Source organism: Streptomyces sp. NPDC001348 (assembly GCF_053597535.1).
The window spans coordinates 213383-228728 of sequence record NZ_JBSFIK010000002.1; the positions used below are offsets into that span (position 1 = coordinate 213383).

Consider the following 15346-nt stretch of genomic DNA (forward strand, 5'->3'; position numbering starts at 1 on the left):
CCGAGCCCGCGGCAGTCCAGCCAGGCCAGACAGGTGGCCTCGCCCGGGCGGTACCGGACGGCGGGCAGGTGCTCGGCGAGCAGACGGGCGAGCAGACGCCGGTTGTCGTCGAGGCCGGCCAGCAGGGCGTCCAGCCAGCCGGTGCCGTCCCGCAGGGCGGCCGTGTGCGCGATGACGCCGACGTGGCTGGGGCCGTGCCCCACCTCCTCGGGCAACCGGGCGAGGTCGGCGGCGGCCTCGGGTCCGGCGAGGGCCAGCGCGGCCTTGAGGCCCGCCAGGTTCCAGCCCTTGGACGCCGACATCAGCGACAGGCCGCGCTCCCCGCCCGGCACGCCCAGGTACGGCACGAAGACGGCGCCCGGGGCGACCAGCGGTGCGTGGATCTCGTCGGCCACGACCCGCACGCCGTACCGCTCGGCGAGCGCGGCGACGGCGGCCAGTTCACCGGCGGTGTGCACGGTGCCGGTGGGGTTGTGCGGGCTGCACAGCAGGTACGCGGCCCGCCCACCGCCGGCGACCGCACTGCGGAAGGCCTCCTGCAGGACGTCGAGGTCGATCCGCTGGTCCGCCCCGAGCGGCGCCTCGACCACGCGCCGGTCCATGTGGGTGACGAACTGGAAGAACGGCGGGTACACCGGCGGGTTGACGACCACCGGATCTCCCGGGCCGGTGACCAGTTTGAGCATCTCGACGACGCCCAGCATCACGTCGGGCACGATCGCCGCGCGTTCCACGGCGAGGCCGTGCCGGCCCCACCGCTCGGCGGCGAACGCGACCAGCGCCTCGGCGTAGGCGGTGCCCGCCGGATAGCCGGTGTCCCCCAGCTCCAGTGCCCGGGTGACCGCGCCGGTCACGGCCGGGGCGAGCGGCACGTCCATCTCCGCCACCCACATCGGCAGCACGTCCGACGGGTAGGTACGCCATTTCATGCTGGTGCGGCACCGGAGGCGGTCGAGGGTGAGTGCGCGCAGCGGATTCGGTTCACCGGATGTGTCGTGAGGGATGCTGCTCATGGGCTCAAGATAGGGGGCCGGAGCGTGACCGGGTACGGGACGCGGCTGGAGACCGCCCGCTCGACCGCTCGTCCCGGCCACGGACGGCCGGGGACGACCGGCGCGGACCGGGCGGAGCCGAGAAGATCACCGCAGCGGTGAACGCCCGCGCCCCGGCGCGCGTATGAAGGACAGGGCGCTCAACGACCGGAGAGCCCCGCGGTGTTGTAGGGGCACCGCACGCGTTCGGGTTCGGGAGCCATGCGATGAGGCACGCACGACGACGGGTCGTCCGGCGGGTGACACAGCTGGCGGCGGTCGGCGGACTCCTGCTGGGCGGGGTGATGGTCACCCAGGCCATGGCGAGCGAGAGTCCCGGCACGTCCGCCGTGCCCTTCAGTACGGCGAGCGGGGCCGGGAACACCGGCACCGCCCTGGTGGCCGAGCTCGGCACCTCGCGCACGGCGGGCAGCTGGATCGGCGCCGACGGGCGGCCGGTCGTCGCGGTCACGGACGACGGGGCGGCGGCCACGGTGAAGAAGGCGGGGGCCGAGCCGAAGGTCGTGCGGCACAGCATGAACGAGCTGAAGTCGGCCACCGCCGCGCTGCGTTCGGCGCCCCGTGTGGCGGGCACGGCATGGTCCGTGGACTACAAGACCAACCAGGTGGTGGTGCAGGCCGACAAGACCGTGTCGGCCGCGGACTGGAAGCGGCTGTCGAAGGTGGCGAAGGGCATCGGCGGCTTCGTGCGCATGGAGCGCACCGGGACCACCTTCACGACCCGCCTCAACGGGGCGCAGCCGATCCTGTCGACCACCGGCCGGTGCTCGGCGGGCTTCAACGTCACCAACGGCAAGAGCGACTTCATCCTGACGGCCGGTCACTGCGGGCCCGCCGGTTCCACCTGGTTCGCCGACAACCAGGGCAACCAGCAACTGGGCACGACGCTCCAGAGCAACTTCCCCGGCAACGACTTCTCCCTGATCCAGTACGCGTCCGGGAAGGCCGGGGACGGCGCGGACGTGGTGGCCATCGGCAACGGCAACGGCGTCCGGATCACCGGAGCGGCCGATGCCACGGTCGGGCAGAAGGTGTTCCGCAGCGGCAGCACCAGCGGCCTGCACGACGGAACGGTGACGGGACTCAACGCGACCGTGAACTACCCGGAGGGGACCGTCACCGGGCTGATCCAGACCAACGTGTGCGCCGAACCGGGCGACAGCGGCGGCCCGCTGTTCTCGGACGGCGTCGCACTGGGAGTGACCTCGGGCGGCAGCGGCGACTGCACCACGGGCGGTACGACCTTCTTCCAGCCGATCACCAAGGCCATGTCGGCGCTGGGCGTCCGGCTGATCGTGTCGGCGCAGAACGCCACCGGGAACCAGGGCGCCTCTCCCGCTCCGTCCGGTGCGGCCACCCAGAGCACCGTCGCGCCCAACGCGGCCTCCCCCGGCTCGTCGGCGCCGGTCACCGGCACCGTGGAGGGCACGACCTTCCTGTCCCGGCTCACCGACACCAGGAACGTCGGTCCCGGCCTGCTGGTGATCGCGGGGAGTCTGATCGCCCTGGTCGCGACGCGGTACTTCCGTTCGGAGCAGGAACGCAGGGCCTACCAGAGGTACTACGGGGCCACGTGGGGCTGATCCGGCCGGAGACGGACGAGAAGGGCACCCGTGCGCTCACGGGTGCCCTGGACGGTACTGCGGGGTCGGCGGATCAGGCCGCGGGGTCCGGCTGAGGGGTGGCGGCGGCCCACTCCAACACGAGCCGCTGGTACTCCTCACGCTGCTCGGTGGTCAGTGTCCCGCCCGACCGGAGCCAAAGGGCCCGGATCTCCTCGTTGACCTCCGCGGCCGATCGCTCGGTGACGGCTTCAACAGTGGTGGACATGATGTGAAGCATATGCCGATCGGCGTGAAGGTGCCGTGAGTAAGTGCATGGAATACGGACATAACGGACCGTGTTGCTCGTCACGTCAAGAGAGCGGCAAGCTACGGCGAGTTCACCCTTCGGCGCCGCCGAGGACCAGCACCTGGATCGCCAGCACCGCCGCCCCGCGGGCCCAGTCGTGGAAGTCGGAGACCTTCGTCTCCAGGCGGACCGGTGCGGCCAGCGGGTGACGGCCTGCCCGGATGCCCTCCTCGACCGTCGCCCCGGCCACGTCCATCAGCCCGACCCCCTCCCCCGCGAGCAGGATCTTCTGCGGCATCGCGAAGTTGGCGATCTGCGCGATCAGCGTGCCCAGCGCCCGCGCCGCGTCGTCGATCACCCGCGCGGCCATCGGCTCGCCCTCCGCGGCGCCGGCGAGGATCTCCTCGTACGTCACGTCGCGGCCGGTGGCGGCCCGGACCTGGTAGCGGATGCTGGGGATGGTGAGCAGGGACACGGCGCTGCCGCGTGCGCCGTCCGGGGTCAGCGGGCCGTGCGGCTGGATGATCCAGTGGTGTCCAAAGCCGCGGTCCTCCCCGGCGTGCGGCACCCGCTTGCCCCCGAGCACCAGCCCGTAGCCGATGCCTGCCCCGATCGTCAGTACGACGAAGCGCTCCAGACCGCGTCCGGCACCGAACCAGGTCTCCGCCTCGACGAGGGCGGCGACGTCGTTCTCGACGACCACGGGCAGCCCGGTGCGCTCCCCCACCAGTCCGGCCAGGGGCACGTCACGCCAGCCCAGGTACGGGGAGTCGCCGACCACGGCCCGCTCCCGGACCAGACCGCCCACGCCGATGCCGATGCCCACGAGCGGGGCGCCGGCGGCGGCGCCCAGTTCGGCGGTCATGGCGGCCAGTGTGCCGGCCACCTCCTCGGGGTCGTGGCCGGTGAGCGGGCGGCCCAGACGTGCCGTGACCTCACTGCGGAGTGTGGTGACGACGCCGTAGACCATGTCACCGGTGACCTTGAACCCGAGGAAGGCACGGGAGCCGGCGACGACATCGAGGGGCTGTGACGGTCGCCCCTGCCGCGCCAGGGCCGTGGCGCCGGTGTCGGGCACCTCCACCAGCAGGCCGGACGCGATGAGCGGCTTGGTCAGCCGGGTGAGACTGCCCGCCGAGAGATCCAGCCGCCGGGCGAGTTCGGTGCGCGAGAGGGGGCCATGGAGGAGCACCTCGATCGCCACGGAGCGCTCCGCGGGGCTCAGAGGGGGCCACCCGAGTCCGGAATTCTTCTGCATCAGAAGTAATGATGCCATCCCGGCCCCGGTCGGGAGCCGAGACGGTGCGCCGGAAGTCGACCCTTGACATCGAGATTCTTTCGGGCCAAAAGTAAGTCCATGACTTTCTCCCTCGGCATCGTCGGAGCCGGACAGTTCTCCGGTCAGTTCGCCACGCTCTTCCAGGCCCACCCGGGGGTCGGCGACGTCTTCGTCACCGACCTGCTGCCGGAGCGGGCCGAACGGCTCGCCGCCGCGCAGGGGCTCGCGGGGACCTTCCCGTCGTACGAGGCCATGCTGGAGTCGACGGCGGTGGACGCGGTCGCGATCTTCACCCAGCGCTGGACCCACGGCCCGCTGGTCCTGCAGGCGCTGACGGCCGGAAAACACGTGTACAGCGCGGTGCCCATGGCGATCACCACCGAGGAGATCGCGGCGATCGTCGAGGCGGTCCGGACTACCGGCCTGACCTACATGATGGGCGAGACCAGCCAGTACAACCCGGCGACCGTGCACGCCCGCAACCAGATCGCCGAGGGCGCCTTCGGGCGGCTGTTCTACGCCGAGGGCGACTACGTCCACGACATGGACCTGGGGTTCTACGAGGCGTACCAGTACAGCGGCGGCGAGAACCGGAAGTCGACCGCCAGCTATCCCCCGCTGCTGTATCCGACGCACTCGGTGGGCGGGGTGCTGGGCGCCTGGCGGACGCACGCGGTGAGCGTGTCGGCGATCGGCGTGGTCGACGAGCGCGGGGACGGCGTGTTCGACAAGGAGGTCAGCCGGTTCGGGAACGACTTCTCCAACGCGACCGCGCTGTTCGAGGTGGCGGGCGGTGGTTCGTTCCGTACCAACGAGTTCCGGCGGGTCGGCTACCCCTCCCACATACGGGAGTCGCGGTTCCGGTTCTTCGGCACGGACGCGAGCATGGAACAGCTCGCCACGGTCGCGCTGTGGCAGGACAAGAAAGGCGTGAAGGACATCACGGAGCTGCTGGAGCCGAAGCCCACGATGTCCCCGGACGACCCCTCGCTCCAGCACATCGCGCCGGAGCTGCGGGCGGCGTTCACCTCGGGGTCGGCGCCCGTGCACGACCGGTCGCGGCTGCCCAGGGAGTTCGACCACCTGCACAACGGCCACGAGGGCAGCCACCACTTCCTGGTGGACGACTTCGTGACCGCCGTGGCCACCCGCACCCTGCCGTCGGTGAACGCGTGGGTCGCGGCCCGCTACACCCTGCCGGGCATCGTCGCGCACGAGTCCGCGCGGCAGGGCGGGGTACGGCTGGAGATCCCCGACTTCGGGGACGCCCCCCGGGCGTGAGGCTCAGGTGCCCGGCTTGCGGCCGTAGACGAAGACGTCGTCGCCGGTCTTCAGCAGCGACCAGTACTTCTTGGCGTCCTTCGTCGTCATGTTGACGCAGCCGTGCGAGCCCGGCGGGTTCCACATGCTGAGGTTCACCGAGTGGAAGGCCTGGCCGCCGTCGAAGAACTGGCTGTAGGGCATCGGCACGTTGTAGACGGTCGAGACGTGGTCGATGTCCCGCCAGTAGATCTTCTTCAGACCGGTGCGGGTCTCGAACTTGTCCCGCCCGGTGCGCACCGGCACCGGGCCGTAGACCAGTTTGTCGCCGTCCTGGATCCAGCTCAGCTGGAGGCTGAGGTTCACACAGGCGATGCGGCCCTTGTTCACCGGGCACTTGCCGTCCTTGTTGGGATTGTTCCCGACGGCCTTCTGCTTGTTCATCAGGTCCATCACACCCCAGGTGACGGGACCCGCGTAGCCGATGGCGGGTGTGATGCCGTGCTTGTTCTGGAAGGCCTGGATCGCCTTGCAGTCGGCGGAGGACTGCTTTCCGTCGACCGGGCGGCCGAGGAACTTCTCCACCTGCTTCTGGTACGGCCCCGCCTGTGTCGTGCAACTCGCCGCCTGCGCCGGAGCGGTGCCCAGCGCGAGCGTGAGCGGCGCCACAAGTCCGGTTATCCCGAGCGCCACCGCGCTCCGTCTGCGTATGTCCCCCATGCCAACCCTCTGCCCTTCAGTCGCGGTCACCATGCCCCCGATGCCGGAAAAGAAGACTCGTGGGAGGGGAGGGCGGTTGTAGGAACCATCACGCTGTGACCGAACAGGGAACTTCGTTACCGACGGGCCCCGATCAGCGGTAGCCCGTGGTGTCGGCCGGCTCGCCCCTGTCCTGTACCTCCACCAGGTAGCGCCAGGCGTCCGGGCGGCTGCCGTCCAGGTCCGTGAAGCCGTACACCCGGGCGAGCCCTCCGCTGGAGAGGGAGGTGCCGTTGAAGCGGGCCACGCCCGGATCGGCGGCGAGGGCGGCGACGGCCCGCCCGATGTAGCGCGGGGTCTCGGAGATGGCGAAGTGGGGCTCGCGCCGCAGGGCGTCGCGCCAGTTGCCCTCCCGTACGCCGAAGGTGTCGAGCATGATCTCGGAGCGCAGCCAGCCAGGGGTCAGGGCCACGGCGGTGGCGCCGCGTGGGCCGAGTTCATGGCCGAGGGCGAAGGCCATGCGCAGCACGGAGGCCTTGGCCAGGTCGTAGAAGAAGTTCACCCGGTAGGTGTCGCGGTTGTAGTCGGCGGTGCCGTCGGTGACCTCGACGACCAGGCCGCCGGGGCGCCGCAGCAGCAACGGCAGCGCGTGGTGGCTGGTGATCGCGTGGGTCTCGACGGCGAGGCGGAGCAGGCGCAGCCCCTTGTCGAGGTCGTGCTCCCACAGCGGGGTGTCCCAGGCGAAGAGGTGCTCGGCGCCCCAGATGTCGTTGACCAGGACGTCGAGGCGCCCGCGTTCGCCGGCGATCCGGTCGACGAGGGCACGGACCTGGTCGGGGTCCAGGTGGTCGGCGGGTACCGGGACGCCCCGGCCGCCGGCCTCGGTGACCAGGTCTGCGGTGTCCTCGATGGTCTCGGGGCGATCGTACTCCGAGCGCCGCGCGCGGGTGCTGCGTCCGCTGACGTACACCGTGGCGCCGGCCGCGCCGAGCTCCACCGCGATCCCGCGTCCCGCGCCGCGCGTCGCGCCCGCGACCAGTGCGACCTTGCCTTCCAGCGGACCCGGCATGTCCGGCCTCCCTTACCTGTACGACTGCTGTCGAGGTTCAGAGTGACGGGGAAGCCGGACACCTTCTGTCGCCATTTTCAGCGGCGCAGCCTGTCCTCCAAGGCGTCGTGTCCGGGGACGAACCAGAGGTGGCCGCCCTGGTTCGACTCGTACACGAAGTCCCGCAGGGCCGTGCTGTCCTCGACGTGCGAAGAGATGTCCCCGACGACGGCGAGCCGCAGCCGGTAGTTCACGAACTTCTGCACGACGGCCCCCGCGACGCCCGACCGCAGCCGGAAGAACTCGTCCGCGACCCGCTCGACCGGCACCGCGACCAGCTCCGCGTCCTGCCCGAAGGCGTCGCCGATCAGCTCGAGCGCCGCGGCCTCGCCGTCGAGGGACGGACCGTCGGCGGCGCAGCGCAGGACGCGGACGTCGTGGAGTGTTTCGAGGGTGTTGGTGGTCATGTCCCTGATCGTACGGCCGAGTTGGGGATCAGTGCCCGCGCTTTGTCCACTCCTCCAGGTGAGGCGCCTCCGCCCCGATGGTGGTCGGATCACCGTGGCCGGTGAGGACCTCGGTCTCGGGGGGCAGGGTGAGGAGGCGGTCGCGGATGGAGCCGATGATGGTCGGGAAGTGCGAGTAGGAACGGCCGGTGGCGCCCGGGCCGCCCTGGAAGAGGGTGTCACCGGTGAAGACGGTGCCCAGTCCGGGGTCGTACAGACACACCGCTCCGGGCGCGTGGCCGGGTGTGTGCAGCACGGTGAGGTCGGCGCCGGCCGCCTCGATGACCTGACCGTCGGCGAGGTGGGCGTCCGGGTCGCGGTCGGGGTGGGTGAGCTTCCACAGGGGCAGGTCGTCGGGGTGCAGCCAGATCGTGGCGCCGGTGCGGTCGGCGAGGGCGGGAGCGGCGTCGATGTGGTCGTTGTGGGCGTGGGTGCACACGATCGCCGTCAGACGGCGGTTTCCCACCGCCTCGGCGATGGCGTCGGCGTCGTGTGCGGCGTCGATGACGATCACCTCGTGGTCGTCGCCGACGATCCACACGTTGTTGTCGACGTCCCAGGTGCCACCGTCGAGAGTGAACTGCCCGGACGTGACGAGGCGTTCGATGCGCGCGGCCATCACAGCACCACCACCGAGCGCAGCACGTCGCCGTGGTGCATCCGCTCGAACGCCTTCTCCACCTCGTCGAGCCGGATGGTCTCGGTGACGAACTTGTCCAGCGGCAGCCGCCCCTGCAGGTGCAGGTCGATGAGCATCGGGAAGTCCCTGCTCGGCAGGCAGTCGCCGTACCAGGAGGACTTCAGCGCCCCGCCGCGGCCGAAGACGTCCAGCAGGGGCAGTTCGAGCTTCATCTCCGGTGTGGGCACCCCGACGAGCACGACCGTGCCGGCCAGGTCGCGGGCGTAGAAGGCCTGCCGGTAGGTCTCCGGGCGGCCGACCGCCTCGATGACGACGTCCGCGCCGAAGCCGCCGGTCAGCTCGCGGATCGCCTCGACGGGGTCGGTCTCCTTGGAGTTGACCGTGTGGGTGGCGCCCAGCGAGCGGGCCGTCTCCAGCTTGCGTTCGTCGATGTCCACCGCGACGATCTTCGCCGCGCCGGCCAGGTGGGACCCGGCGATCGCCGCGTCCCCTACGCCGCCGCACCCGATCACGGCGACGGTGTCGCCCCGGCCGACGTCGCCGGTGTTGATCGCGGCGCCGATGCCGGCCATCACACCGCAGCCCAGCAGTCCGGCCACCTGCGGGGAGACCGACGGGTCGACCTTGGTGCACTGCCCGGCCGCGACCAGTGTCTTCTCCGCGAAGGCGCCGATCCCGAGGGCCGGGGAGAGTTCCGTGCCGTCGGTCAGGGTCATCTTCTGCCCCGCGTTGTGGGTGTCGAAGCAGTACCAGGGCCGCCCGCGCAGACATGCCCGGCAATGGCCGCACACCGCCCGCCAGTTGAGGACGACGAAGTCGCCCGGCGCGACATCGGTGACGCCCTCGCCGACCGACTCCACCACGCCCGCCGCCTCATGCCCCAGCAGGAACGGGAAGTCGTCACTGATGCCGCCCTGCTTGTAGTGCAGGTCGGTATGGCAGACGCCGCAGGCCTGGACCCGCACCACGGCTTCACCCGGCCCCGGGTCCGGTACGACGATCGTCTCGATCCGCACGGGCTGGTCCTTGCCCGGTGCGATCACGCCGCGTACTTCCTGCGCCATGGTCAGGCTCCTTCCGTCGAAGCTCCCGCTTCGGTGATGCTCCTGCACTGCTGACCCTACGTGCGACCGATCCGTGACCGCAGCGCGCACGGCGCAGGTCGCCGAGCTTTCTCGGGGCACCCGCCGCGACGGGCGGACTGCGCTTGCCGAGGCCGCCGGGGCGGAGGAGTCTCGAAAGGAGGGCCCGCGCGGCCCGCTGCTCCTCGCGTCGCGGGCCCTGGAAGGAGATCATCATGGGCACCGCGTCAGGATCCGCCTTCAGCACCGAGACGCTGCGTCGAGGGATAGAGGGCGGCAAGAACACCCTGCTGTCGCTCTACTCGGACGACGCGGAGATCCGCATCGTCGACCGCAACTCCCAGCCCAGTCACCCGAAGGTGCTGCACGGCCGCGGCGAGATCGCCGAGATGCTCGACGACGTCTACAGCCGCGACATGACGCACAAGCTGGACGGCTGTGTCGTGCAGGGCGACCGTGCCGCCTTCACCGAGTCCTGCGAGTACGCGGACGGCGTCCGGGTCCTCGCCGAGTCGATGATCACGTTGCGCGACGGCAGGATCACCGAGCAGATCATGATCCAGGCATGGGACGAATAGGGGGGAGGACCGCGAGGATCCAGGTCAGCTCCCGTCTGACCTGGACCTTCTCCACGCGGGCGGCGCTGGGGCGGACCCGCCGTGCTCTGCCTCGGCGGCCAGGACCGGTTTCCGCAGCAGGTCGGACGGTGTCCGCCGCTCTGCTTCGGTCAGTGCTGCGAGCAGCGCGCTCCCGCCCGCGTCCGCGGACCCGGCCTGTGCTTCGAAGGCGGCGTGCCCTGCCGCGGTGAGCCGCACCCGCATCCGCCGCCGGTCGCCCGTCTCATGGGTACCGATCAGCCCGGCCTCCTCGATCGGCCCGAGCCGGGCCCGACAGCGGCCCCGCGGGTCAGCCCCAGCAGATCGGCCGGCCGGGACGGGCTGCACCCCGGCGCTCGACCGCCGGCGACGGGCCACCACGCCGGGCCGCCGGCCTCCGAGGACCGCAACTGAGCCGCGCGGCACCTCCGTTAGGGTGGGGGCGGGCCGTGACTGGCGCTGAGGTGGAGCACCACCGGGGAGCGGTCCGCACCGTCGATGCCGTGCGCCTGGGCGATGAGGACCGACCAGCTCAGGAGTGGACCATGTCGCAGGCCCGGCTCATGGACGGCACCACGCTCGCCCGCCGCATCGTCGAGGACGCCGCCGGGAAGGCCGCCGAACTCACCGCCCGGACGGGTACGGCGCCCTGTCTGGCGACCGTGCTGGTCGGTGCGGATCCGGCGTCCGTCACCTACGTCCGGATGAAGCAGAACCGCTGCCGCAAGGCGGGCATCGAGTCGCGGCACGTGGCGCTGTCCGCCGCCACGACCACCGGGGAGCTGGTCGGAAGGCTGCGGGAACTCTCCGACGACCCCGGCGTCCACGGGATCCTGTTGCAGCACCCGGTGGGTGACCACATCGACGAGCGGGCCGCGTTCGAGGCGATCGCGCCCGAGAAGGACGTCGACGGCGTCACCTTCGCCTCCTTCGCCACGATGAGCTTCGGTCTGCCCGGGTTCGTGTCCTGCACCCCCGGCGGGATTCTGCGGCTGCTCGACGAGTACGGCGTCGACCCGGCCGGCCGGCGGGCCGTCGTGGTCGGCCGCAGCGCGATCCTGGGCAGGCCGGTCGGCATGCTGCTCCTGGCCCGCGACGCCACGGTGACGTACTGCCACTCACGCACCCGTGACCTGTCGGCGGCGGTCCGCGAGGCGGACATCGTGGTCGCCGCGGTCGGGCGCCCCCGGCTGGTCAAGGGTCAGGACATCAAGCCCGGGGCGGTCGTGATCGACGCGGGCTACAACCCGGGGAACGTCGGTGACGTCGACTTCGACTCGGCCGTGGAGCGGGCCTCGCTGATCACGCCGGTGCCGGGCGGCGTCGGGCCGATGACGATCGCCACGCTCCTGGAGCAGACCGTGGAAGCCGCCGCCCGGCAACTGGAGGCGTGATCAGCGGGTCGCTACGTCAGCGACCACCGCTGGTTGGTCTGGCCGTTGCAGGACCACAGGTCCAGCAGGCTGCCGTTGGCCGTGGCGTTGTTGTACACGTCCAGGCAGAGACCGGTGTTGACATTGGTGATCGTGCCGTCGCCGTTCACGTTCCACTGCTGGTTCTTCTGGCCGTTGCAGTCCCAGACGACGACCTTGGTGCCGTTGGTGGTGCCCTGGTTGTAGGCGTCCAGGCACTTGTTGCCGTAGACCACCAGTTCCTTGCGGGAGGTGTACGTCCAGGACTGGTTCTGGCCGCCGTTGCAGTCCCACACCTCGGCCTGCGTGCCGTTGGCGATGGTGTTGTCGTAGATGTCGAGGCAGCGGCCGGACTGCTTGCCGACGACCAGGGCGCCTGCCGCGCCGGGAAGTGGTCGGACCGTGATGGAGTCGAGGGCGGGGGCGTCGGAGAAGGTGAGCTTGTTGGACGAGCCCTTCGACAGGGCGACCGCGACGGAGACCGTCCCCGCGCTCGACCCGGTGGGCGGGAAGGAGACCGTCGTGCTGCCCTGGCCGTTGACCTGGAGGGTGGCCGTGCGTGCGGTGGAGGCGGTGTTGGTGTAGGAGACGTCGACGGTCTTCACCCCGGTGCTGCTCGCGGCCACGCCGGTGAAGCCCGACGTACCCGAGTACGTGCTGCTCGCGGCCTCGGTGCCACCGGTGACCGTGAGCATCACCGAGCCGCCCGCGGGGACACTTGCCGTGTAGCTCGTGCCGTGGCTGCCCACGTCGGACCGGGCCCACAGGTCGCGGACCGTCGCGGGGGCGTCGGTCAGGCCGAGGTCGGACCAGCGTACGGTGATGTCCTTGGCCGCGGACGTCCGGTTGAGGAGCACGACCGCGCGGTTGCCGTTGCCGGACAGCACCTTGCCGTACACCTGCAGTCCGGTGCCGTCCTCGGCGACCTTGACGCCCTGCAGTCCGCGCGGGTCCTGGTCGACGGCGATGACCTCGGGGTTCTTCAGGATCGAGGCGGTCTCCGACGTCATCGTCGTCAGGTCGTTGCCGGCCAGCAGCGGGGCGCCCGAGATCGCCCACAGGTTCATGTGGGTGCGGTTCTGGGCGGCGGTGAAGCCGTTCATGCCGACCATCAGCATGTCCGGGTCGTTGTAGTAGCCGGTGTGCTGGGCGGTGGGGTGCAGGGTCTGGTCGAAGTTCGACAGCAGGTTCGTCATCGACGGCTTGTTGCCGTAGTAGATGATGTCGGTGCTGGTCCGCCACATCGGGGCCTGGCCCGGCGCCCAGTTCCAGGGGTTCTGTTTGCCCCAGTTGCAGATCGAGAGGGTGAGCGGACGGCCGGTCGTCGCCGTGGCCTTGGCGACCGCGTCGCTGATGGACCGGTACGTCGTCTTCGCGTCGAGTCCCTCGGCGTCGCCGCCGCACCAGTCGACCTTGACGAAGTCGAAGCCCCACTCGGAGAACTGGAGCATGTCCTGGGCGTAGTGGCCCTCGCTGCCCGTGTTCGCGGCGGCGGGCCGGCCGGTCGGGTAGTAGTAGCCGCAGCCGTTCCTGCCCGCGTCGGTGTAGATGCCGGCCTTGAGGCCCTTGCTGTGGATGTAGTCGGCGACGGCGCTCATCCCGCCCGGCCACTCCGAGGTGTCGACGGTGATGTTGCCGTCCCCGTCCCGGGTGCCCTGCCACCAGCCCTCGTCGATGTTGACGTACTTGTAGCCGGCGGCCGGCAGACCCGCGGCGACGAAGGCGTCGGTCTGCTGTTTGATGACGTTGTGGTCGATCTTCGCGGCGAAGCTGTTCCAGGAGGCCCAGCCCATCGGCGCGGTGGGGACCGGAATCTGACGGCTCGTCGCGGCCTGGGCAGCGACCGGCTGGGCGAAGAGGAGCGCGGCGGCCGCGGTCAGGGCCAGGGCCAGGGCGCGTACGGCGGCGGCTCCGCAGCGGCCGACGAGAGCGCCGCGCCGGGGCGGGGGTGGGGGGTACATGCGGCTCCTCCAGAGAATCTTCAAGGCTCGCACGGTATTTCGAACGCAGATCGGCAATCCGAACGCTTCGCGCGCCGACCGTAGAGCCGCCGGAGGGTGAAGTCAACGGATGCGACAGGAGTGACCGGACGGGCATCGCGGACCCGAACGCGACAGCACCACCGGGTCGTTGACCCCCGGTTCGATGGGTGGAGGGTCGCGCGCCACCCGAAAAGGGACCCCGGCCGACGGGGGCTACACGTTCAGCGGCCGCCGGACTCGAAGTGCCGCCGGGCGGACTCGATGTGCCGGAAGTACCGGTAGGTCCATTCGCACATCCCGTCGACCGTGGCCCGCAGTCCGTGGCCCGCTTCGGTGAGGGTGTACTCGACGCGGGGCGGGACCGTGGGATGGACGGTCCGCTCGACCATGCCGTTGCGCTCCAGCATGCGCAGGTTCTGGGTGAGCATCTTGTGGCTGATGCCCTCGACCCGATCGCGCAGCTCACTGAAGCGCAGGGTGCCCTCCCCGAGGGCTTCGATGATCAACAGCGCCCACTTGTTGGCGACGTCGGCGAAGATCTCGCGCCCCAGGGAGTCTGCCCGCCGCAGGTCGGCCTCCTCGGCCGAGCCGCTGAACTGCTTGGTCACCATCAGGTTCCCCAGTCACCGAAAAGTGCGTTCTTCCATGTCAACGGCCACTCTCCTACCGTTCCCGAGTAACCACAAGAGACCACGAGGGTCTGGTTTTGACGAACACCGGCTCGCGAGGGCCCGGACGAAGAGGCGGACAGATGGCCATCACCCTGAAGAACCCCGACGGGCTGCCGAAGATCGATGTCTACCGGCAGGTGGCGATCGCCTCCGGTTCGAAGCTGGTCTTCATCGCCGGGCAGGTCGCCTGGGACGCGGAAGGGGCCACGGTCGGCGAGGGCGACCTCGCCGCGCAGGTCGAGCAGTGCTACCTCAACATCGCCACCGCGCTGGGCGCGGCCGGCGGTTCCTTCGACGACGTGGCCAGGCTGACCGTCTACGTCGCCGACTGGACCGGCGACAAGATGCCCTTCCTCCTGGAGGGAGCCTCCCGGGCTGCCGCGAAGCTGGGTGGCACTCCGGTCCCGCCGGCCACACTGATCGGCGTCGCGGCGCTGGACGTCCCCGAGCATCTGGTCGAGATCGAGGCCACCGCGGTCCTCGACTGAACCGCGGAGGTCGTGTGCCGTGCCGGCCCGCATGCCACGGCGCCATCCGGCCGGCGCGCCGAGGCACTCCCCGCGGCACCGGTCCGTGCGGCTCAGCGCCTTGGCGCCCACCCCTGCGGGCGGAGGATTCCCAGCAGCTGCCGTGCCAGTTCGTCGACCACCTCGTCCAGGGTGGCGTCCACCCACCCGGCGCTCCAGTCGTGGAGCAGGCCGTTGACGCTGCCGATGAAGGCGGTCGCGGCCAGGCGGTAGTCGCGGTCCTCGGCGTCTTTGCGGGCGGCGGCGGCACTCGCCTCGGCGCAGATGAGGTCCACCCAGCCGGCGCGGCGGGCGAGCCTTTGTTCCTCCAGGCGCGGGCTGACGCCGATGATCTCGACGAAGGTGATGCGGATGCGGCGCGGGTCGGAGGTGACGTCGCGGGCGTAGGCACGGAACAGCACGGTGACGCGCTCGGCCAGCGGCAGCGCCTCCGCCTCCGCCAGGGCTGCCAGCACCGCCTGCTCGGCCCAGTCGTTGACCTGCAGGTGCAGTGCCGCCAGCACGTCCTCCAGGGTGCGGAACTCCTCGTAGAACTGACGCGTGGACAGCCCTGCCGCCTGGCTCAGCGCGGCGACGGTCGTCGCCCGGAAGCCCGGACTGTCACCGAACAACTGGAGCGCCGCGTCCAGGAAACGGCGGCGCCGCTCGGCCTGCCGCTCCTCCGCGGACCTGCCGCCGTAGCGGCCCGTCGGCGGCCTGAGTCTGCCCGTCATGCTCCCCCTCCGTCCTCCGCCGATGGCC

The 15346-nt window shown here is 70.8% G+C and carries 16 protein-coding genes and 1 riboswitch; of the genes, 5 read left to right on the top strand and 11 right to left on the bottom strand.

What is annotated here, in order from left to right:
- On the bottom strand, positions 1 to 1013 hold a 1013-nt coding region (locus ACWC21_RS02775; protein WP_450877404.1), incomplete at its 3' end, for an aminotransferase class I/II-fold pyridoxal phosphate-dependent enzyme.
- Positions 1014 to 1258: 245 nt separating this feature from the next.
- On the opposite strand from ACWC21_RS02775, the gene ACWC21_RS02780 reads away from it, so the two are divergent.
- On the top strand, positions 1259 to 2635 hold the full coding sequence (locus ACWC21_RS02780) for a S1 family peptidase (RefSeq protein WP_450877406.1): 1377 nt from the start codon (positions 1259 to 1261) through the stop codon (positions 2633 to 2635).
- Between the two features lie 73 nt (positions 2636 to 2708).
- Here the strand turns inward: ACWC21_RS02780 and ACWC21_RS02785 are convergent, their stop codons facing one another.
- Both ACWC21_RS02785 and ACWC21_RS02790 read right to left on the bottom strand, forming a co-directional pair.
- Positions 2709 to 2894 carry a hypothetical protein gene (locus ACWC21_RS02785; protein ID WP_450877408.1) on the bottom strand — a complete coding sequence of 62 codons (186 nt, stop codon included), beginning with the start codon at positions 2892 to 2894 and terminating at the stop codon, positions 2709 to 2711.
- Positions 2895 to 2994: 100 nt separating this feature from the next.
- Positions 2995 to 4161: an ROK family transcriptional regulator gene (locus tag ACWC21_RS02790; RefSeq protein WP_450877410.1), complete on the bottom strand. Its 1167-nt coding sequence runs from the start codon at positions 4159 to 4161 to the stop codon at positions 2995 to 2997.
- A 99-nt stretch (positions 4162 to 4260) separates the two neighbouring features.
- On the opposite strand from ACWC21_RS02790, the gene ACWC21_RS02795 reads away from it, so the two are divergent.
- On the top strand, positions 4261 to 5463 hold the full coding sequence (locus ACWC21_RS02795; RefSeq protein WP_450877412.1) for a Gfo/Idh/MocA family protein: 1203 nt from the start codon (positions 4261 to 4263) through the stop codon (positions 5461 to 5463).
- Between the two features lie 3 nt (positions 5464 to 5466).
- Here ACWC21_RS02795 and ACWC21_RS02800 read toward each other — a convergent pair whose 3' ends face one another.
- The 5 genes from ACWC21_RS02800 to ACWC21_RS02820 all read right to left on the bottom strand — a co-directional run bounded on the left by ACWC21_RS02800 (position 5467) and on the right by ACWC21_RS02820 (position 9399).
- Positions 5467 to 6162, bottom strand: coding sequence for a L,D-transpeptidase family protein (locus ACWC21_RS02800; protein ID WP_450877414.1), 696 nt, complete (start codon positions 6160 to 6162; stop codon positions 5467 to 5469).
- A 133-nt stretch (positions 6163 to 6295) separates the two neighbouring features.
- Entirely contained in the window at positions 6296 to 7210 is a 915-nt protein-coding gene (locus ACWC21_RS02805) for an SDR family oxidoreductase (RefSeq protein ID WP_450877416.1), read from the bottom strand.
- A 77-nt stretch (positions 7211 to 7287) separates the two neighbouring features.
- Entirely contained in the window at positions 7288 to 7656 is a 369-nt protein-coding gene (locus tag ACWC21_RS02810) for a DUF4180 domain-containing protein (protein WP_450877418.1), read from the bottom strand.
- Positions 7657 to 7684: 28 nt separating this feature from the next.
- Positions 7685 to 8314, bottom strand: a complete 630-nt coding sequence (locus tag ACWC21_RS02815; protein WP_450877420.1) for an MBL fold metallo-hydrolase — start codon at positions 8312 to 8314, stop codon at positions 7685 to 7687.
- Complete coding sequence (locus ACWC21_RS02820) at positions 8314 to 9399, bottom strand: S-(hydroxymethyl)mycothiol dehydrogenase (RefSeq protein WP_450877422.1); 1086 nt, start codon at positions 9397 to 9399, stop codon at positions 8314 to 8316. Before ACWC21_RS02820 ends, ACWC21_RS02815 begins: the two co-directional genes overlap by 1 nt.
- A gap of 233 nt (positions 9400 to 9632) precedes the next feature.
- On the opposite strand from ACWC21_RS02820, the gene ACWC21_RS02825 reads away from it, so the two are divergent.
- Positions 9633 to 9995 (top strand): nuclear transport factor 2 family protein, encoded by a 363-nt coding sequence (locus ACWC21_RS02825; protein ID WP_450877424.1) that lies wholly within the window; start codon positions 9633 to 9635, stop codon positions 9993 to 9995.
- Between the two features lie 457 nt (positions 9996 to 10452).
- A riboswitch (ZMP/ZTP riboswitch) is annotated at positions 10453 to 10535 on the top strand.
- Positions 10536 to 10558: 23 nt separating this feature from the next.
- Positions 10559 to 11407 carry a bifunctional 5,10-methylenetetrahydrofolate dehydrogenase/5,10-methenyltetrahydrofolate cyclohydrolase gene (locus tag ACWC21_RS02830; protein WP_450877426.1) on the top strand — a complete coding sequence of 283 codons (849 nt, stop codon included), beginning with the start codon at positions 10559 to 10561 and terminating at the stop codon, positions 11405 to 11407.
- An 11-nt stretch (positions 11408 to 11418) separates the two neighbouring features.
- Here the strand turns inward: ACWC21_RS02830 and ACWC21_RS02835 are convergent, their stop codons facing one another.
- A complete protein-coding gene (locus ACWC21_RS02835) occupies positions 11419 to 13386 on the bottom strand; it encodes an RICIN domain-containing protein (RefSeq protein ID WP_450877428.1) in 1968 nt (655 codons plus the stop codon).
- A gap of 242 nt (positions 13387 to 13628) precedes the next feature.
- A complete protein-coding gene (locus ACWC21_RS02840) occupies positions 13629 to 14018 on the bottom strand; it encodes a winged helix-turn-helix transcriptional regulator (RefSeq protein ID WP_450877430.1) in 390 nt (129 codons plus the stop codon).
- A gap of 140 nt (positions 14019 to 14158) precedes the next feature.
- Here ACWC21_RS02840 and ACWC21_RS02845 point away from each other — a divergent pair, with 140 nt between their 5' ends.
- Positions 14159 to 14566: a RidA family protein gene (locus ACWC21_RS02845; RefSeq protein ID WP_450877432.1), complete on the top strand. Its 408-nt coding sequence runs from the start codon at positions 14159 to 14161 to the stop codon at positions 14564 to 14566.
- Positions 14567 to 14658: 92 nt separating this feature from the next.
- On the opposite strand, the gene ACWC21_RS02850 is transcribed toward ACWC21_RS02845, so the two are convergent.
- Positions 14659 to 15318 (bottom strand): TetR/AcrR family transcriptional regulator, encoded by a 660-nt coding sequence (locus tag ACWC21_RS02850; RefSeq protein ID WP_450877434.1) that lies wholly within the window; start codon positions 15316 to 15318, stop codon positions 14659 to 14661.
- Between the last annotated feature and the right edge of the window lie 28 nt (positions 15319 to 15346).